The following is a 17,779-nucleotide window of genomic DNA, read 5'->3' on the forward strand; positions in this document are numbered from 1 at the left end:
GAGTTGTGTGCTCGCGAAAGGGGCTGGTCAACGGTGGCCGATCCAGTGAAAAGGCCGTCGATCAATCCGTTCTCCCGCGTTGACAGGACGGCCCTCGCGGACCGCCTGGGCATGCGCAACGGACTGAGCGACCGGCAGTTCACGGCAGTCTCCGCCGCCCTGGGCCTGGCGCTCGCAGCCGGCGCCGTCCTCGCCGCCGGTCCCTGGGACTCGGGTCAGCGTAAGGCCGAGCAGGACTGGGTGGCTGCCCGGGCCGGTACAGGTGGCGCACATCACCAGCCCGCCGCGCCCTCCGGCCCCGCCCCGGCACCCAGCGCCCCCGCCGTGCTCGCGGCGCTGGGCACCGGCGCCGACAAGCCCGCGCCGGACGCCGCGGTCGCCCCGGACGGAGCAGCGGCCGGACTGCGGGCCGTGCTGGGCCCGCTGCTGAAGAACCCCGCGCTCGGTACCCGGCGCAGCGCCGTCGTCATCGACACGGCCACCGGCAAGCGGCTGTACGGGCTGGGGGCCGACACCCCCATGACGCCCGCGTCCACCGTCAAGATCGCCACCACGGTCGCGGCCCTGACCGCACTCGGCCCCGACCACCGCATCCCCACGACCGTCCGGGCCTCCGCCGACCTGCGCACCGTGACGCTGGCCGGCGGCGGCGACCCCACCCTGGACCGGGCGGCCCTGCGTTCCCTGGCCGCGGACACCGCCCGCGCCCTCAAGGACGGGGGCGTCCGCTCGGTGCGGCTGCGGTACGACACCTCCGGCTACTCCGGACCCGCACTCCACCCGATCGGCCCCAACGAGAACATCGCTCCCGTGAGCGCCCTGATGATCAACGAGGGGCGGCTCGACGACACCTCCAGTGGACCCGCTCCGCGCAGCGGCGACCCGGCCCGCGACGCGGCCGACGCCTTCGGCGAACTGCTGGACGAGGCCGGGATCGCCACCGGGGACGGCGCCGCCCCGGGCCGGGCCGGCGCGAAGTCCCGGCCCGTAGCCAGGCACCTGTCCGCCCCGCTGTCCGCCCTCGTCGAGCGCGCGCTGACCAACAGCGACAACGACATCGCCGAGGCCCTCGCCCGCCAGACCGCGCTCGCCACGGGTGAACCGGCCGACTTCCGCGGCGGCCGACGTGCCGTCACCGCCCAGCTGAGGAAGCTGGGTCTGCCGCTCAAGGGCGTGGTCGTCGCCGACGGCAGCGGGCTCAACCGTCAGGACAAGGTCACCGCCGCCCTGCTCGCCGGGCTCCTGGCCCGCGCGGCCGACCAGGACCACCCGGAACTGCGCCCCGTCCTCACCGGCCTTCCGGTCGCCGGTTTCAGCGGCACGCTCAGCGACCGCTACACCACCAAGGCCGGCGGCACCGGCCTCATCCGCGCCAAGACCGGCACCCTCACGGGCGTCAACACGCTCTCCGGCACGGTCGTCGACCCCCACGGCAGACTGCTCACGTTCGCCTTCCTCGCGTCGGGTACCGCTGCCCCGTCCGAGGCGCAGTCGGCCCTCGACGCGCTCGCGACCGCACTGGCCGCCGGCAGACGATGAGCGGCTCAACACCTCACCGCATCAAGGGCCGAGCACGTACGGTTGACGCATGACGAGCATCGGTGGTGCCGGGATGGTCGACTGGAATCTCGCGGTCGCGACCGCGACCCGGCTAGTGCGGCCGGGTCCCGAGATCAGCCGCGAAGAGGCCCGCGAGGTCGTCGCGGAGCTGCGCAGGCATGCCAAGTCGGCGGAAGAACACGTCCGCTCCTTCACCCGGATGATCCCGGAAGGGACCGAACCGGAGGACACCCCCGTCCTGGTCGTGGACCGGGCGGGCTGGATCAGGGCGAACGTCGCGGGCTTCCGGGAACTGCTCCGCCCCCTCCTGGAGAAGATGGAGGAGCGGCGCGGCGGCGGTACGGGCGGCGCCGTGCTCGGCGCGGTCGGCTCCAAGGTGACCGGCGTGGAGGTGGGGATGCTGCTGTCGTTCCTGGCCTCCCGGGTCCTCGGCCAGTACGAGACGTTCGCCCCCGCCACCCGTGACCTCCCGGCCTCCGCCGACGGCGGCGGCAGGCTCCTGCTGGTCGCCCCGAACATCGTCCACGTCGAGCGGGAGCTGGAGGTGGACCCGCACGACTTCCGCCTCTGGGTCGCCCTCCACGAGGAGACGCACCGCACGCAGTTCACCGCGGTCCCCTGGCTCCGCGACCATCTGCAGGGCGAGATCCAGTCATTCCTCGACGAGACCGACGTCGACCCGATGACCGTGCTCGAACGGCTCCGCGAGGCCGCCCAGTCGCTGGCCGGCGGCCGGCCCGAGGGCGAGGAGGGCGAGGACGGCGGCCGCAGCCTCGTCGAGATCGTCCAGACACCCGCCCAGCGGGAGATCCTCGGCCGGCTCACCGCGGTGATGTCCCTGCTCGAAGGTCACGCCGACTACGTGATGGACGGCGTCGGCCCCGAAGTGGTGTCCTCCGTCGGCGAGATCCGGGAGAAGTTCCAGCAGCGCAGGGCGCGCGGCGCGAGCCGTCTGGACCAGGCGCTGCGCAAGCTCCTGGGACTCGACGCCAAGCTGCGGCAGTACCGCGACGGGGAGCGGTTCGTGCGCGCCGTGGTGGACGAGGTCGGCATGGACGGCTTCAACCGGGTCTGGACCTCGCCCAACACCCTCCCGACCAAGGCGGAGATCGCCAAGCCGGAGGACTGGATCGCGCGGGTGCACCGTAAGGCAGAGTCATGATCACGGCCCGTGCACAGGCCCGGGACCCGAGGGCAACGCGCCGGTAATCACCCATCCGAGGGACCGTAGGGGCATGGGAAGGCGTGCAATGCTCGATGAACGGGTTTGCTCTGTCACCATCGACGCACTCTGAGTGACGGCACTTTCGCTGTCCCGCCACTCGGAGGCACCTCTCCAGAACTTCACGAAGGGCACCGGACATGGGTCCCCATCCTGCGGTCGCGGCGATACGCCTGGCGGTCCGCCGCGTACTCCACGACGTACTCACCGAATTCGCCGAACAGACCGAACGCACCGGGCACGCCGGTCGCGCCCCGCACCCCGAGCTCGCCGAGGCCGGGGCGGGCAGGCGGCGCCCCGCGCTACCCGAACGCACCGATACCCCCCTGGTGCTGGTGGCATGCTCCGGCGGCGCCGATTCCATGGCGCTCGCCTCCGCCCTCGCCTTCGAGGCCCGCAAACTCCCCCTCCGGGCCGGCGGCATCACCGTCGACCACGGCCTCCAGAACGGCTCCGACACCCGGGCCACCGAGGTCGTCGGCCGCCTCACCGCCATGGACCTCGACCCGGTCGAGGCCGTCGCGGTGCGCGTCGGCCACGACGGTGGACCGGAGGCCGCCGCCCGCGACGCCCGCTACGCGGCCCTGGACGCCGCCGCCGAACGCCACGGCGCCGCCGCGGTCCTGCTCGGCCACACCCGCGACGACCAGGCGGAGACGGTGCTCCTGGGCCTCGCCCGCGGTTCCGGCATCCGCTCCCTGTCCGGCATGGCCGCCGCGTCCGGACCGGCCGGCCGCTACCGCCGCCCGTTCCTCCAGCTCGACCGGCAGACCGCCCGCACGGCCTGCCTGGCCCAGTCCCTGCCGGTCTGGGACGACCCGCACAACATCGACCCCGCCTACACCCGCTCACGGCTGCGCCACGAGGGCCTGCCCGCGCTGGAGAAGGCGCTGGGCAAAGGAGTGGTCGAGGCGCTGGCCCGTACGGCACAGCTCTCCCGCGACGACGCCGACGCCCTGGACACCTGGGCCGCCGAGGCCGGACGTGATGTGCGCGACGACGCGGGCCGGCTGGAGTGCGCCAAGCTGCACATGCTGCCGCCCGCGGTCCGCCGCCGCGTGCTGCGCCGGGCGGCCATAGAGGCGGGCTCACCGGCCGGTTCCCTCTTCGCCCGGCACATCGAGGAAGTCGACCGTCTCATCACCGGCTGGCGCGGCCAGCAGGCCATCAACCTCCCCGGCCGCGTCGAAGCCCTGCGCCAGGGTGGCAGACTGGTGATTCGGCAGAGCTGACGCACAAGCGGCTGACATGCAGGCGAGCGGCCGCGCGGGTCCGGGACACCATCCCGGACCGGCAGGCAAAGAAAGAGACGCGGGTGAACGAGAAGGACATGGGTACCGACCTTCAGTCGGTGCTCCTCACCAAGGAAGAGATCGACGCGAAGCTCGTCGAGCTGGCCGCGAAGATCGACGCGGAGTACGCGGGCAAGGACCTGCTCCTCGTCGGAGTCCTCAAGGGCGCGGTGATGGTCATGGCGGACCTGGCGCGCGCGCTGTCCACCCCCGTCACCATGGACTGGATGGCCGTCTCGTCGTACGGCGCGGGCACCCAGTCCTCCGGTGTCGTCCGGATCCTCAAGGACCTGGACACCGACATCAAGGGCAAGCACGTCCTGATCGTCGAGGACATCATCGACTCGGGCCTGACGCTGTCCTGGCTGATGTCGAACCTGGGCTCGCGCGAGCCCGCATCGCTGGAGATCTGCACCCTGCTGCGCAAGCCGGACGCGGCGAAGGTCGCGCTCGACTGCAAGTGGGTCGGCTTCGACATCCCCAACGAGTTCGTCGTCGGCTACGGGCTGGACTACGCGGAGAAGTACCGCAACCTCCCCTTCGTCGGCACCCTCGCCCCGCACGTGTACGGCGGCTGACGGCGACGCCGACGAACCCGCCCCGGCTCCGGGGAACCCTCACCGTTTTCCCGCCGTTGAGCCTTCGAAGGCGGGTTTGACAGACGTCCTCGGCGGTCGTCGGTGACAATGCCGGTGTACCGTCCGGAGAACAGTCTTTACTCACAGCAGCAGCATTTACCTACGGGCAGGAGGGACGGGGCGTCTTCGCTCCGTATGGATGGACGTGAAGCGATACTTCCGTGGGCCGGTCATGTGGATCGTGCTGGCCGTCCTCGCCGTGGTCGTGGTGATGAATGTCGTCGGCTCAGGCGGCGGCTACAAGGCGGTGGACACCGGCGATGTGATCCAGGCGATCAGTAAGAACCAGGTGGAGCAGGCCAAGCTGACCACCGGTGACGATCACATCATCAAGATTGAGCTGAAGGACGGCCAGAAACTCCCGGACGAGTCCGGCCGCAAGTTCCAGGCGAGCTACATCGGTGACCAGGGCGTCCAGCTCGCCGACACGCTGCAGAAGAAGTTCGAGAGCGGTGACATCGAGAAGGGTTACACCGTCTCGCCGTCGAAGCAGTCCCCGTTCCTCTCGATCCTCTTCTCGCTGCTGCCGTTCGTCCTCATCGTGGTCGTCTTCCTGTTTCTGATGAACCAGATGCAGGGTGGCGGCTCCAAGGTCATGCAGTTCGGCAAGTCCAAGGCCAAGCTGATCACCAAGGACACCCCGAAGACGACGTTCGCCGATGTGGCGGGGTCGGACGAGGCGGTCGAGGAGCTCCACGAGATCAAGGAGTTCCTCCAGGAGCCGGCGAAGTTCCAGGCCGTCGGCGCCAAGATCCCCAAGGGTGTCCTGCTGTACGGGCCTCCGGGTACGGGCAAGACGCTGCTCGCACGCGCCGTCGCCGGCGAAGCGGGCGTCCCGTTCTACTCGATCTCCGGTTCCGACTTCGTCGAGATGTTCGTCGGTGTCGGTGCCTCCCGAGTCCGTGACCTCTTCGAGCAGGCCAAGGCGAACGCCCCGGCGATCGTCTTCGTCGACGAGATCGATGCTGTCGGCCGGCACCGCGGTGCCGGTATGGGCGGCGGTCACGACGAGCGCGAGCAGACGCTGAACCAGCTGCTCGTGGAGATGGACGGCTTCGACGTGAAGGGTGGCGTCATCCTGATCGCCGCCACGAACCGGCCGGACATCCTCGACCCGGCGCTGTTGCGCCCGGGCCGTTTCGACCGGCAGATCGCGGTCGACCGGCCGGACATGCTGGGCCGTCTGGAGATCCTCAAGGTCCACCAGAAGGGCAAGCCGGTCGCACCGGACGTCGATCTCGGCGCCGTCGCCCGTCGTACGCCCGGCTTCACCGGTGCCGACCTGTCGAACGTGCTGAACGAGGCGGCGCTCCTCACGGCGCGCGGCAATCTGAAGCTGATCGACAACAACATGCTCGACGAGGCCATCGACCGCGTCGTGGCGGGTCCGCAGAAGCGGACCCGGATCATGTCCGAGAAGGAGAAGAAGATCACCGCGTACCACGAGGGCGGACACGCCCTGGTCGCGGCGGCCTCACCTCAGTCGGACCCGGTCCACAAGATCACGATCCTCTCCCGCGGCCGCGCCCTCGGTTACACGATGGTGCTCCCGGAGGAGGACAAGTACTCCACGACGCGCAATGAGATGCTCGACCAGCTGGCTTACATGCTGGGCGGGCGCGCGGCCGAGGAGCTGGTCTTCCACGACCCGACGACCGGCGCTGCGAACGACATCGAGAAGGCCACGGCAACGGCCCGCGCGATGGTCACGCAGTACGGCATGACGGAGCGGCTCGGCGCGATCAAGTTCGGCGGCGACAACACCGAACCCTTCGTGGGCCGCGAGATGGGCCACCAGCGCGACTACTCGGAAGAGGTTGCCGCGCTGGTCGACGAAGAGGTCAAGAAGCTCATCGAGACCGCGCACAACGATGCGTGGGAGATCCTCGTCGAGAACCGCGACGTTCTGGACGCCCTGGTTCTCCAGCTCCTTGAGAAGGAGACTCTCGGCAAGGCGGAGATCGCCGAGATCTTCGCGCCGATCGTCAAGCGTCCGGCCCGTCCGGCGTGGACCGGCTCCGCCCGGCGCACGCCGTCCACCCGGCCGCCGGTGCTCTCCCCGAAGGAGCTCGCCCTCACCAACGGCGCCACCACGGCGAACGGCTCGGTCACGGACACGGTTCCGGCCACCGAGTCGATCCCCGAGGAGCGTCCCGAGAGCTAGACACCGCACTCGGTGTGGCCCCTGTCACGGGGGCTTCCCCGGGCCCGGAATGGATGCCGCGTCCCCCAGGTTTTAGCCTGTGGGGGCGCGGCTTTTCCGTGGGACCTGTCCGGCGGACCAGGGTCGGAAAGCCCCTACACCTGCGCGGATGTCCACGCAGTGACAGCTCTGAGGAACGAGGCACAGATGACCGACCCGGTGACGCTGGACGGCCAGGGTTCGATCGGCGAGTTCGACGAGAAGCGGGCCGAGGCGGCCGTACGCGAGCTGCTCATCGCCGTCGGGGAGGACCCGGACCGGGAAGGGCTGCGGGAGACGCCCGGGCGGGTGGCCCGGGCGTACAAGGAGATATTCGCGGGCCTCTACCAGGAGCCCGAGGACGTCCTGACGACCACGTTCGACCTCGGTCACGACGAGATGGTGCTGGTCAAGGACATCGAAGTGTTCAGCACCTGTGAACACCACCTGGTGCCGTTCCGCGGAGTGGCGCACGTCGGGTACATCCCGGCGACCAGCGGCAAGATCACCGGTCTGTCGAAGCTGGCCCGGCTGGTGGACGTCTACGCCCGCCGGCCCCAGGTGCAGGAGCGGCTCACTACACAGATCGCCGAGTCCCTGATGGGGATCCTGGAGCCGCGCGGCGTCATCGTCGTCGTGGAGTGCGAGCACATGTGCATGTCGATGCGCGGCATCCGCAAGCCCGGGGCGAAGACGCTGACCTCGGCGGTGCGCGGACAGCTGCGCGACCCCGCGACGCGTGCCGAGGCCATGAGCCTGATCATGGCGCGCTGACACCCCGGCCGGGGCGGGAACGGGCGGTGACCTACGCCGCCGCCGCGTTCTTGTTGTCGTCCTCGTCGTCCGGGAGCTTGCAGACGCGCTCCAGGAAGAGGGCCGCCGCGATCACCGCGATGCCGGCCAGGACCGCGAAGCCCGCGTAGATGGCCTGGTCGCGGCGGGGCGGGTTGTCGAGGGAGCCGAGCAGGAAGACGCCGACGCCGCCGTACATCCCGGAGACCAGCGCGGCCACCAGGGCGCTGGCCTGGCCGAAGACCACGGCCCGGGCCGCCATCAGGGGCTCGACGCCCTTGGCGCCCGGCCGGCGCTCGCGCTGGGCGCGCAGCCGGGAGCGGATGGAGAGCGCCGTCGCCAGCAGGACCACCGCGATCACCGCGAGCACGATGGGAGCGGCCAGCGGCACGCTCGGCAGTGTGCCGAGGGCGGACCAGAGGCGGGCGCCGCCCCAGGACAGCACCCCGGCGGCGGCGAAGAGGCCGGCCAGTACTCTGAGCCGTAGTTGCTTCACCGGGTGAGCCGCCCTTCGCCGCCTGTGGATGTCCCGCTGTCTTCTCCGAGCCTAACGACTACTCGGGCAGCCGGAGTTCCAGGTCGGCCCGGGGCAGTACGCCGCCGCGTCCCACACCGGCCAGCAGATCGGCGACCGGGCCGACGCCGGGCAGTTGGGCCTCGGGGTCGACGTCGTGCCACGGGGCGAGGACGAAGGCGCGCTCACGGGCCCGCGGGTGGGGGAGGGTGAGCTCCGGGTCGTCGGAGACGAGGTCGGCGTACGCCACGATGTCCACGTCGATCGTGCGCGGCCCCCAGCGCTCCTCGCGGACCCGGTCGAAGGCCTCCTCGATGGCCTGACCGCGCTCCAGGAGGGAGGACGGGGGCAGCGTCGTCTTCACGACGACGACCGCGTTGAAGTACGAGGGCTGGGAGCCGGGGTCGACGCCCCACGGCTCCGTCTCGTACACCGGGGAGACGGCCTTGACCCGGAGACCGGGGGTGTCCTCCAGGGCGTCGATGGCGCCCTGGAGGGTCTCCAGGCGGTTGCCCAGGTTGGAGCCCAGGGAGATCACGGCGCGTTTGGGGTTGGAGAGGGTGATGTCCGCGGCGTCCACCTGCTCGACCACGGATGCGGGAACCGGCTGTACGGTCGGGTCGCTCTGCCCCTCGGTGGAAAATGCAGTCATGCTCGGCTCCGGGTGATGGTGACGGTGACGTCGTCGAAGGGGACGGTGATGGGTGCGTCCGGCTTGTGGACCACGACCTCCACCTCCTCGACGCCTTCGTGCTTGAGGCACTGCTGGGCGATGCGCTCGGCGAGCGTCTCGATCAGATCGACCGGTTCGCCCTGGACGACGGCGACGACCTCCTCGGCGACCACGCCGTAGTGCACGGTCTTCGTGAGGTCGTCCGCGGCTGCCGCGGGGCGGGTGTCGAGGCCGAGCACCAGGTCCACGATGAACGTCTGTCCCTCTTCCCGTTCCCGGGGAAAGACGCCATGGTGCCCACGGGCCTTGAGGCCGCGCAGCGCGACACGATCCACGCGAATCACTCCTGCTGTTGTTGTCGAAGGGGCACGGAGCCGCGTGCGGGCGGCTGCGTACCCATTTCCGAATCTACCTGCGAGCACCGACAGTCCTCCCCCGCGGGGGCTATGGACACGGCGGCACGGGGCTGGTAGCCGCTGATACCCCGATGGGCCCGTTCCCAACCGTGCAGGGCCACCTTTTTGCGGTTCTGCCGACCGTGCACCCGCTCAGGAGGAGGAGTCCTCGGCCTCGTCCTCACCGGTCTCTGCCAGTACGGGAGAGCCGTGGTGGGACCAGAGCTTCCAGCCGTCCGGGGTGCGGCGGAACACGTTGGTCGCGACGACCAGTTGGCCGACGAGCGGGCCCAGGGAGCTGCCTTCCTCGGCGGGACCGCCGCTGAGGATGTTCTCGGTGCAGGTCACCAGGGCGGTGTCGCCCGTCATGGAGACCCCGACATCGGTCAGGAAGAACTGGATGTACTCGGTGTTCGCCATGATCAGGGCGTAACTGCGCAACACCTCGCCGCGTCCGCTGAGCACCGGCCAGCCGGGGTGCACGCAGGAGACGGTGAGGTCCTCCCCGGGCAGCCAGAGCCCGGTCAGCTCGTCCAGGTCGCCGTGTTCCAGGGCTTCGTAGAAGGCGGTGTTGGCCTGCTCGACCGCCTCGATGTCATCGGCGGCGGAGGGCTGCTCGTCCTGCGGCTCGTTCACGCGGCTCCCTCGACCGCGCGGGCGACCCGGACGGCGTCGGCGGTGGCCCGTACCTCGTGGACCCGGACGGCCCAGGCACCGGCCCGGGCGGAGAGCGCGGAGACCGCGGCGGTGGCCGCGTCGCGCTCGCGGGCGGGCGGTGGGGCGGAGCCCTCACCGGCCAGTACGTGCCCGAGGAACCGTTTGCGGGAGGCGGCGACCAGCAGCGGGCGGCCGAGGCCGTGCAGCGCGTCCAGCCGGGCGATGAGCGACAGGTCGTGCGCCGCGTCCTTGGCGAAGCCGAGGCCCGGGTCGATCACGATCCGTTCGGGGGCGACGCCCCCGGTGACCACGGCGTCCATCCGGATCCGCAGCTCCTCGACGACCTCCGCGACGACGTCCTCGTACACCGCCCTGCTGTTCATGGACTCGCTGAAGCCGCGCCAGTGCATGACGACGAACGGCACCGAGGCGGCGGCGACGACCGGCACCATGTCCGGGTCGGCGAGCCCGCCGCTCACGTCGTTGACCAGGACCGCTCCCGCGGCGACGGCCTGCTCGGCGACCCGGGCCCGCATCGTGTCCACCGAGACGGTGACCCCTTCCGAGGTCAGGCCGCGGACCACCGGGACCACGCGCCGCAGCTCCTCGGACTCGTCCACCCGGCTGGCCCCGGGACGGGTCGACTCACCGCCGACGTCGACCAGGTCGGCACCCTCGCCGACCAGGTCGAGGCCGTGCTTGACGGCCGCCGTGGTGTCGAACCAGCGGCCCCCGTCGGAGAAGGAGTCGGGGGTCACGTTGACGACACCCATGACCGCGCAGCGGTCCCACTCCGGCAGGCCCTGCACCGTGCCTCGTCCATGCAACGTACTCATACGACCAGCCTAGGCCCGTATGCGGGCCCGTCACGCCGGGTGGACGCCGTGCTCGCCCGCGTGGGTCCGGACATGCGTACAGGGGCGCCGCCCGCCCGTCGGCATCCGGCGGGCCAGGGGGCGGGGGGGTGCGAAGCTCACGAAGCCCTCGGCCTGCATGGCCGCGAGCGAGATGCGGGGCAGCTCACGGGCGGTTCGGTAGACCACGAACCGGGGCTCCCAGCGGGGCCGGAACTTGGCGTTGAACTTGTACAGGGACTCGATCTGGAACCAGCGCGACAGGAAGACCAGCAGCCCGCGCCAGATCCGCAGCACCGGTCCGGCCCCCAGCTTCTCGCCCCGGGCCAGGGCGGAGCGGAACATCGCGAAGTTCAGCGAGACGCGCGTGATGCCGAGCCGGGGCGCGGCCTGCAGGGAGGCGACGATCAGCAGCTCGTTCATCCCCGGGTCCGCGGCCCGGTCGCGGCGCATCAGGTCGAGGGACATTCCGTCGGTGCCCCACGGGACGAAGTGGAGCACGGCCTTCAGATCGCCGTACGGGGATTCGGCGTCCCGCTCGTCCGCCTTGTGGGCGGTGGCGACGAAGCAGTCCAGGTCGGCGCCGTCACCGATCCGGCCGAGCGCCATGGAGAAGCCCCGCTCGTTGTCCGTGCCGCGCCAGTCGGCGGCCGCCCGTCTGATGCGGACCAGTTCGGCTTCGCCGATGTCCGCGACGCGCCGGACTCGCGTTTCGTAGCCGCCGCGCTCAATGCGCTTCACCATCTGGCGCACGTTGCGCATCGTGCGTCCGGCGAGCGAGAAATCCGCGACGTCCACCACCGCCTCGTCGCCGAGCTCCAGGGCGTCGAGCCCCGTCTCGCGGGTCCAGACCTCGCCGCCGGTCTCGCTGCAGCCCATCACCGCGGGGGTCCAGGAGTGGGCCCTGGCCTCGTCCATGAAGCGTTCGATGGCGCCGGGCCAGGCCTCCACGTCACCGATCGGGTCGCCGCTGGCCAGCATCACCCCGGACACCACGCGGTAGCAGACGGCGGCCTTGCCGCTGGGCGAGAAGACCACGGCCTTGTCGCGGCGGAGGGCGAAGTGGCCCAGGGAGTCGCGGCTTCCGTGCCGCTCCAGCAGGGCGCGCAGCCGGGCCTCGTCGTCCTCGGTGAGCTGGGCGGCCGGGTGTTCCGGGCGGAACGCGAGGTAGATGGTGGTGACGGCGGTCAGCAGACCGAGGGCACCGAGCGAGTAGCCCACGGTCCAGGAGGTGTCGCCGGCGTAGTCGACCGGTCCCTCGAAGCCGAAGAGCCCGTACAGCACGTGCTGGAGCCGGTCGGCGATGCTGGGGTTCCCGACCAGGCGGCTCGGGTGGACGCTGACGATGACCAGTCCGAGCCCGAGCGAACCCGCGCCGAGCAGGACGAAGTTGGCCAGTGCCCTCCAACGGCTGCGCGGGTCGGGGAGCGCGGCGAATTCACTCCGGTGGCGTACCAGCAGATAACACAGCGTCAATGAGACGATGGTGCCCAGGACCGAGTGCCGGTAGACGAACTGGGCCACCGCACCGGCCGGGAGCAGGACGACGGCGGCCCGCCAGGCCCGTCGCTTGTGGCGCTTCAGGCCGTGGGCCAGGAGCAGCAGCAGGACGCCGGCGCTGAGCGAGAGCGCGGCGGCGAATGGTCCGAGGGCCCCGGGGAGCACCTCGGCGAGGGTGTGCATCCGGCTGTGCCGGAAGCGCGGGAAGACGCCCGCGGCGACATCGATCAGGCCGACGGCGGCGCAGGCGGTACCGACGAGTGCCGGTACGGTCTCGGGTCGCGGTCCGTGTACGAACTTGCGTACACCAATCGGAACCGATCCCGATTTATCCCCATCTAGCGTGACAGACATCGCTTCCCGTGGTTCCGCGAGAGATTCTTGGAGTCCGTCGGCCGGAGCCCTGCGGACGATGTGCGACCTCTAGGACGAGGCTTCCGGGCCACTGGTTCACCCAGGACCCGGAAATTTCCTGACAAGAAAGTTCAACCGCCATGGGCCTTACCGGCAATGCAGTGCTGATTCTGGCGATCGCGCTGGCTGTCGCGCTGTTCGCCGTCACGATCTGGTTCTGGCCGAGGCTTGCCCGGCGCAGTGTCTCCGCGGTGTTCGGCAGGGTGGGACTGCTGCTGGTGACCCAGGTGGCGGTCTTCGTCTCCGTCGGTCTGATGGCCAACAACTCGTTCCTGTTCTACGGCTCCTGGGCCGACCTGTTCGGCCGGAAGCAGGAGCTCGGCGTGGTGACCGACCATGCTCAGGGGACCCTGGCGGCGAAGAACATCGTCCGGGTGGGGACGCAGCGGCCCGACGTGCCGGGAGGGGCGCGGCCCGCCTCGGCCGGCCGGATCGACAAGGTCGTGATCGCGGGGCGGCACTCCGGGATCGAGACCTCGGCGTACGTCTATCTGCCGCCGGAGTACTTCCAGAAGGCGTACGCCCGAAGGAAGTTCCCGGCGGTCGTGGTGCTCACCGGCTACCCGGGTACGTCGGAGAACCTCCTCAAGGGGCTGGCGTACCCCAAGACCTCACTCGAACGGGTGAGGGCGGGGCGTGCGCAGCCGATGATCCTGGTGATGCTGCGGCCGACCCTGGCGCCGCCGCGGGACACCGAATGCGTGGACATAAAGGGTGGTCCGAAGACCGAGACGTTCTTCGCGGACGACCTGCCGCCCGCGATCTCGGCCGGCTACCGGGTCGGGCGGCACGCCCGCAACTGGGGCATCATCGGCAACTCGACCGGTGGCTACTGCGCCCTGAAGATCGGTCTGCACCATCCGGCACGCTTCACGGCGAGCGTGGGGCTCTCCGCGTACTACAAGGCGGCCGAGGACCCCACGACCGGTGACCTCTTCCACGGTGACCAGCAGGAGCGCGAGCGTGCAGACCTGCTGTGGTCCCTGGACAACCGGCCGCAGCCCGACTCGTCCTTCCTGGTGACGACGTCCCGCCGGGGCGAGTCGAACTACGCCGATACGCGGAAGTTCGTGGCGAAGGTGAAGCGGCCCGCCCAGGTCTCGTCGATCGTGCTCGACAGCGGCGGGCACAACTTCAACACCTGGCGCCGGGAGATCCCCGCAGCGCTGGAGTGGATGAGCAGCCGGCTCAGCGAGAACTGACCGGGTCCGGCCGCGGGCGCGGCCGGGGTCAGTCCCCGGCGGTCTTCGTGACGCCCGCCACGGTCTCCACGGCCACCTCGGCGCGCGGTACGGCCCGGTCGTCGGCACTGATCGAGCGCCGCAGCGCCTCGTGGAGGCGGGCCGGGGTGAGCACGCCCAGGAACCGGCCCTCGCTCGCCTCGTCGATGACCGCGATCCACCCGGCGTCGTGCTGGAGCATGGTGGCGAACGCCTGCTTGAGCGGCGCGCCGACAGGCAGCCAGGCCTCCATCCGGCGGGCGTGCTCGCGGACGGTGCCCCGGGCGCCGGTGGGCGCGTCGCCGGCCGGGATCCAGCCGTGCAGCCGGCCGTCGCCGTCCAGCACCACGGCCCATCGCGCCCCGTCCGCGCGCAGCCGTTCGGTCGCCGTGGCCAGCGGGTCGTCGAGGTGGACGACCGGCGGCCGGTCGAGGTCGCTCTCCTCGACGGGAGTGACCGACAGCCGCTTGAGCCCGCGGTCCGCGCCGACGAAGTCCGCGACGTAGTCGGTGGCCGGGGCGCCGAGCACGGTGGCCGGTGAGTCGAACTGCTCGATCGCGCCCTGCCCGTAGACGGCGATGCGGTCGCCGAGCCGCACGGCCTCCTCGATGTCGTGCGTGACGAACAGCACGGTCTTGCGCACCTGGGCCTGAAGCCGCAGGAATTCGTTCTGCAGCCGTTCCCTGACCACCGGGTCGACGGCGCCGAAAGGCTCGTCCATCAGCAGCACCGGCGGATCCGCGGCCAATGCCCTCGCCACACCCACGCGTTGGCGCTGCCCACCGGACAGCTGTTCCGGATAGCGGTCACCATAAACGGAGGGGTCGAGTCCGACCAGGTCGAGGAGTTCTGCCGCGCGGGCGCGGCCCTTTCCGCGTTTCCAGCCGAGCAGATGGGGGACGGTCGCGGTGTTCTCCAGCACCGTCCGGTGCGGAAACAGACCGACCTGCTGGATCACATAACCGATGCGGCGTCGCAGTCGGACGGGGTCGATGGCGGATATGTCGTCCCCGTCGAGGAATATCCGGCCCTCGGTCGGTTCGATCAGCCGGTTCACCATTTTCATGGTGGTCGTCTTGCCGCAGCCCGACGGTCCGACGAGCGTGACCAGTTCACCCTCGGCGACCTCGAAGGAAAGGTCGTCGACGGCGGTGGTGCCGTCCGCATACCGCTTGGTGACGTGCTCGAAACGGATCATGGGTCCCCATTGTGGCGCGTGTTCTGTGAAGGACATGTTGCTGGAATACAACGGCCTCGGCGATTGTCAGTGGTCGAGGATAGGCTCGCCGGACATCAGTACGAGAGGCGATCGGGAGGTGGGGGCGGATGGCCGGACAGAACTGCCTGGTGACGAACGACTGGATCTGTGGGGAGTATCTCCGCTCCCGCAGCCAGGAGTTGACCGATGCGACGGTCCAACACATCTGGATCACAGCGGTCTCGGTGGCGCTCGGGGTCGTGGTGGCTTTTCCGCTGGCACTGCTGGCCCGCCGCGGGCGGCGATTCGCCGGACCGGTTCTCGGACTGACGACGGTGCTCTACACGGTGCCGTCGCTGGCGATGTTCTCGCTCCTGCTGCCGCTGTTCGGGCTCTCCGCGGCGCTCGTCGTCACGGGGCTCGTGCTCTACTCGCTGACCATCCTCGTGCGGAACATCCTGGCGGGCCTTCAGGCGGTTCCGCAGGAGGCGAAGGAAGCCGCCCGGGGGATGGGATACGGATCGGTGCGGCTGTTGTGGGAGGTCGAACTCCCCCTTGCGATGCCCGCGGTGATGGCCGGCATACGGATCGCCACGGTGTCCACGATCGCGCTGACCACGGTCGGATCGATCGTCGGCCGCGGCGGTCTGGGCAATCTCATCGAGGACGCCCTGCCGAGCTTCTTCAAGGCCCAGGTGCTGGCCGCCTCGGTGCTCTGCGTGCTGCTCGCGGTCGTCGCGGACCTGCTGCTGCTCGGTGTGCAGCGGCTGCTGACCCCGTGGACCCGAATACCGGCCACCCGCGATGTCGTGGGCGCTGCCGGCCCGGCGAAGGCGGTCTGAACCGTGGGAGTTCTCGGGGAGGCCTGGACCTGGCTCACCACCGGCGCCAACTGGTCGGGGGAGAGCGGGGTGGCCCATCGGCTCGGCGAGCATCTGTACGTCAGCGGGGTGGCACTCGCCCTGTCCTGCGCCATCGCACTGCCCATCGCCCTGTACCTGGGACACATCGGGAGGGGCGGCGCACTGGCCGTCAACATCTCCAACGTGGGCCGGGCGATCCCGGTCTTCGCGGTGCTCGCCCTCTTCATGGTCTCGCCGCTGCGCAACGCGGGATACATCCCGACGATCGTCGCCCTCGTGCTGTTCGCCGTGCCGCCGCTGCTGACCAACGCCTACGTCGGGATGACGGAGGTGGACCGTTCGGTGGCCGAGGCCGCGCGGGGGATGGGCATGTCGGGCGGTCAGCTCTTCCTCCGTGTCGAACTCCCGCTGGCCTACCCCATGATCATGACCGGGCTGCGTTCGGCCGCGGTGCAGGTCGTGGCCACGGCGACGATCGCCGCGATGGTGGGCCAGGGCGGCCTCGGCCGGATCATCACCGCCGGTTTCAACACGTACAACACCCCGCAGGTGGTCGCGGGCGCCCTGCTGGTCGCCGTACTCGCGCTGCTGGTGGAGACGGTCCTGGTCGCCATCGACCGGATGCTGTCGCCACTGCGCCGCCGCCGGACGGCATGAGCGTCCGGCCGGCTCACCCAACCGATCACGCTACTCACCTATGGCCTCGTTGCCGTGGACGGAGAACATCATGAGCAGGATCTCGCGCACCGCCGGTGCGGTCATCGGCATCGTGGCGCTCGCGGGCTCGCTCGCCGCCTGCGGTGGCGACAGCCTGGAGAAGGACAAGGGCGGATCCGCCGCGTCCGCCGCGGACAAGGGTTCCGGGAAGAAGGGCTCGTTGGTCGTGGGAGCGGCCGCCTTCACCGAGTCCAAGGTGCTCGCGGAGCTCTACGCCGGAGTTCTGTCCGACGCCGGATACAGCACGTCGATCACCACGGTGAAGAACCGTGAACTCTACGAACCGTCGCTGGAGAAGGGCGAGATCGACGTCGTACCCGAATACGCGGCGACGATCGCGGAATTCCTCAACGCCAAGGTGAACGGCGCGAAGGCCGCCGAGTCCGAGCCGGTCGCGTCGGGCGACACCGCGGCCACGGTCGCAGCCCTGGAGAAGCTCGCCACTCCGCGCGGGCTGAAGGTGCTGCCTGCCGGGGAGGCCGTCGACCAGAACGCCTTCGCGGTCACCAAGGAATTCGCCGACAAGAACAAGCTCAAGTCCCTTTCGGATCTCGGCGCTTCCAAGATCAAGGTGAAGATCGCGGCGGGTGACGAGTGCGAGGTGCGGCCCTTCTGCGCACCCGGGCTGAAGAAGACGTACGGCATCGACGTCACCGGCATCGACCCCAAGGGGGTCGGCACCCCGCAGTCCAAGCAGGCGGTCAAGGACGGCAAGGACCAGCTGGTCCTCACCACCACCACGGACGCGGTCCTGGACACCTTCGGGCTGGTCTTCCTGGAAGACGACAAGAAGCTCCAGAACGCGGACAACGTGCTGCCCGTCCTCAATGCCGAGGACGCCGGTGCCCAGGACATCGCCGACGCGCTCGGCAAGCTCACCGAGGCACTCACCACGCAGGATCTGGCGGAGCTCAACCGCAAGGTGGACGCCGAGCGCGCCAAGCCCGCCGATGTCGCTAAGGAATACCTGGAGACGAAAGGTCTGATCAAGAAGTAGCGCAAGGCCGGAATGAGCGGTTCAGGGGCCGTCAGGTAACTGGCGGGGAACAGATTGCCGGGCGGCCTCCCAAGCGGACCGTACGCACGGT

The 17,779-nt window shown here is 70.2% G+C and carries 17 protein-coding genes; 10 read left to right on the forward strand and 7 right to left on the reverse strand.

From position 1 onward, the window contains the following. The first annotated feature begins 33 nt into the window (after positions 1-33). The 6 genes from dacB (at position 34) to folE (ending at position 7,668) form a co-directional block, all read left to right on the forward strand. Complete coding sequence (dacB, locus tag OG538_RS20390; RefSeq protein WP_406095591.1) at positions 34-1,539, forward strand: D-alanyl-D-alanine carboxypeptidase/D-alanyl-D-alanine-endopeptidase; 1,506 nt, start codon at positions 34-36, stop codon at positions 1,537-1,539. A 49-nt stretch (positions 1,540-1,588) separates the two neighbouring features. Then, a complete protein-coding gene (locus tag OG538_RS20395; protein ID WP_406095593.1) occupies positions 1,589-2,722 on the forward strand; it encodes a zinc-dependent metalloprotease in 1,134 nt (377 codons plus the stop codon). A 200-nt stretch (positions 2,723-2,922) separates the two neighbouring features. Further along, positions 2,923-4,014 (forward strand): tRNA lysidine(34) synthetase TilS, encoded by a 1,092-nt coding sequence (gene tilS / locus OG538_RS20400; protein ID WP_406095595.1) that lies wholly within the window; start codon positions 2,923-2,925, stop codon positions 4,012-4,014. 98 nt (positions 4,015-4,112) lie between these two features. Continuing rightward, the gene (hpt, locus tag OG538_RS20405) at positions 4,113-4,652 is read left to right on the forward strand and encodes a hypoxanthine phosphoribosyltransferase (RefSeq protein WP_037777945.1); all 540 of its coding nucleotides are present in this window, start codon (positions 4,113-4,115) and stop codon (positions 4,650-4,652) included. 199 nt (positions 4,653-4,851) lie between these two features. Further along, positions 4,852-6,876 carry an ATP-dependent zinc metalloprotease FtsH gene (gene ftsH / locus OG538_RS20410; protein WP_406095597.1) on the forward strand — a complete coding sequence of 675 codons (2,025 nt, stop codon included), beginning with the start codon at positions 4,852-4,854 and terminating at the stop codon, positions 6,874-6,876. A gap of 186 nt (positions 6,877-7,062) precedes the next feature. Next, a complete protein-coding gene (folE, locus tag OG538_RS20415; protein WP_326660608.1) occupies positions 7,063-7,668 on the forward strand; it encodes a GTP cyclohydrolase I FolE in 606 nt (201 codons plus the stop codon). A 31-nt stretch (positions 7,669-7,699) separates the two neighbouring features. On the opposite strand, the gene OG538_RS20420 is transcribed toward folE, so the two are convergent. The 6 genes from OG538_RS20420 to OG538_RS20445 all read right to left on the reverse strand — a co-directional run bounded on the left by OG538_RS20420 (position 7,700) and on the right by OG538_RS20445 (position 12,633). Next, positions 7,700-8,182, reverse strand: coding sequence for a DUF3180 domain-containing protein (locus OG538_RS20420; protein ID WP_406095599.1), 483 nt, complete (start codon positions 8,180-8,182; stop codon positions 7,700-7,702). 58 nt (positions 8,183-8,240) lie between these two features. Continuing rightward, on the reverse strand, positions 8,241-8,852 hold the full coding sequence (folK, locus tag OG538_RS20425) for a 2-amino-4-hydroxy-6-hydroxymethyldihydropteridine diphosphokinase (protein WP_406095601.1): 612 nt from the start codon (positions 8,850-8,852) through the stop codon (positions 8,241-8,243). After that, positions 8,849-9,208, reverse strand: coding sequence for a dihydroneopterin aldolase (gene folB, locus OG538_RS20430; protein ID WP_326736961.1), 360 nt, complete (start codon positions 9,206-9,208; stop codon positions 8,849-8,851). Before folB ends, folK begins: the two co-directional genes overlap by 4 nt. A gap of 213 nt (positions 9,209-9,421) precedes the next feature. Beyond that, on the reverse strand, positions 9,422-9,904 hold the full coding sequence (locus OG538_RS20435; RefSeq protein WP_406095603.1) for a nuclear transport factor 2 family protein: 483 nt from the start codon (positions 9,902-9,904) through the stop codon (positions 9,422-9,424). Beyond that, complete coding sequence (folP, locus tag OG538_RS20440) at positions 9,901-10,698, reverse strand: dihydropteroate synthase (protein ID WP_406100225.1); 798 nt, start codon at positions 10,696-10,698, stop codon at positions 9,901-9,903. The genes OG538_RS20435 and folP overlap by 4 nt, the downstream gene beginning before the upstream one ends. Positions 10,699-10,791: 93 nt before the next feature. After that, entirely contained in the window at positions 10,792-12,633 is a 1,842-nt protein-coding gene (locus OG538_RS20445) for a phosphatidylglycerol lysyltransferase domain-containing protein (RefSeq protein ID WP_406095605.1), read from the reverse strand. 140 nt (positions 12,634-12,773) lie between these two features. On the opposite strand from OG538_RS20445, the gene OG538_RS20450 reads away from it, so the two are divergent. Then, the gene (locus OG538_RS20450; protein WP_406095607.1) at positions 12,774-13,895 is read left to right on the forward strand and encodes an alpha/beta hydrolase; all 1,122 of its coding nucleotides are present in this window, start codon (positions 12,774-12,776) and stop codon (positions 13,893-13,895) included. 28 nt (positions 13,896-13,923) lie between these two features. On the opposite strand, the gene OG538_RS20455 is transcribed toward OG538_RS20450, so the two are convergent. Next, positions 13,924-15,111 carry a betaine/proline/choline family ABC transporter ATP-binding protein gene (locus OG538_RS20455; protein WP_406095609.1) on the reverse strand — a complete coding sequence of 396 codons (1,188 nt, stop codon included), beginning with the start codon at positions 15,109-15,111 and terminating at the stop codon, positions 13,924-13,926. A gap of 128 nt (positions 15,112-15,239) precedes the next feature. On the opposite strand from OG538_RS20455, the gene OG538_RS20460 reads away from it, so the two are divergent. The 3 genes from OG538_RS20460 (at position 15,240) to OG538_RS20470 (ending at position 17,688) form a co-directional block, all read left to right on the forward strand. Further along, positions 15,240-15,953 carry an ABC transporter permease gene (locus OG538_RS20460; RefSeq protein ID WP_406095611.1) on the forward strand — a complete coding sequence of 238 codons (714 nt, stop codon included), beginning with the start codon at positions 15,240-15,242 and terminating at the stop codon, positions 15,951-15,953. A gap of 3 nt (positions 15,954-15,956) precedes the next feature. Beyond that, complete coding sequence (locus OG538_RS20465) at positions 15,957-16,631, forward strand: ABC transporter permease (protein ID WP_406095613.1); 675 nt, start codon at positions 15,957-15,959, stop codon at positions 16,629-16,631. A gap of 70 nt (positions 16,632-16,701) precedes the next feature. Continuing rightward, on the forward strand, positions 16,702-17,688 hold the full coding sequence (locus OG538_RS20470) for an ABC transporter substrate-binding protein (protein WP_406095615.1): 987 nt from the start codon (positions 16,702-16,704) through the stop codon (positions 17,686-17,688). Positions 17,689-17,779: the final 91 nt, after the last annotated feature.

Source organism: Streptomyces sp. NBC_01013, from assembly GCF_045162765.1.
Taxonomy (GTDB): domain Bacteria; phylum Actinomycetota; class Actinomycetes; order Streptomycetales; family Streptomycetaceae; genus Streptomyces.

Excerpts from the sequence above, each read along its gene's own strand:
- hpt (WP_037777945.1), top strand. The coding sequence starts at position 4,113 with ATGGGTACCGACCTTCAGTCGGTGCTCCTCACCAAGGAAGAGATCGAC.
- ftsH (WP_406095597.1), top strand. The coding sequence starts at position 4,852 with ATGGACGTGAAGCGATACTTCCGTGGGCCGGTCATGTGGATCGTGCTG.
- tilS (WP_406095595.1), top strand. The coding sequence starts at position 2,923 with ATGGGTCCCCATCCTGCGGTCGCGGCGATACGCCTGGCGGTCCGCCGC.
- OG538_RS20445 (WP_406095605.1), bottom strand. The coding sequence starts at position 12,633 with ATGTCTGTCACGCTAGATGGGGATAAATCGGGATCGGTTCCGATTGGT.
- folP (WP_406100225.1), bottom strand. The coding sequence starts at position 10,698 with ATGGGTGTCGTCAACGTGACCCCCGACTCCTTCTCCGACGGGGGCCGC.
- OG538_RS20455 (WP_406095609.1), bottom strand. The coding sequence starts at position 15,111 with ATGATCCGTTTCGAGCACGTCACCAAGCGGTATGCGGACGGCACCACC.
- OG538_RS20470 (WP_406095615.1), top strand. The coding sequence starts at position 16,702 with ATGAGCAGGATCTCGCGCACCGCCGGTGCGGTCATCGGCATCGTGGCG.
- OG538_RS20460 (WP_406095611.1), top strand. The coding sequence starts at position 15,240 with ATGGCCGGACAGAACTGCCTGGTGACGAACGACTGGATCTGTGGGGAG.
- OG538_RS20450 (WP_406095607.1), top strand. The coding sequence starts at position 12,774 with ATGGGCCTTACCGGCAATGCAGTGCTGATTCTGGCGATCGCGCTGGCT.
- folE (WP_326660608.1), top strand. The coding sequence starts at position 7,063 with ATGACCGACCCGGTGACGCTGGACGGCCAGGGTTCGATCGGCGAGTTC.
- folK (WP_406095601.1), bottom strand. The coding sequence starts at position 8,852 with ATGACTGCATTTTCCACCGAGGGGCAGAGCGACCCGACCGTACAGCCG.
- OG538_RS20395 (WP_406095593.1), top strand. The coding sequence starts at position 1,589 with ATGACGAGCATCGGTGGTGCCGGGATGGTCGACTGGAATCTCGCGGTC.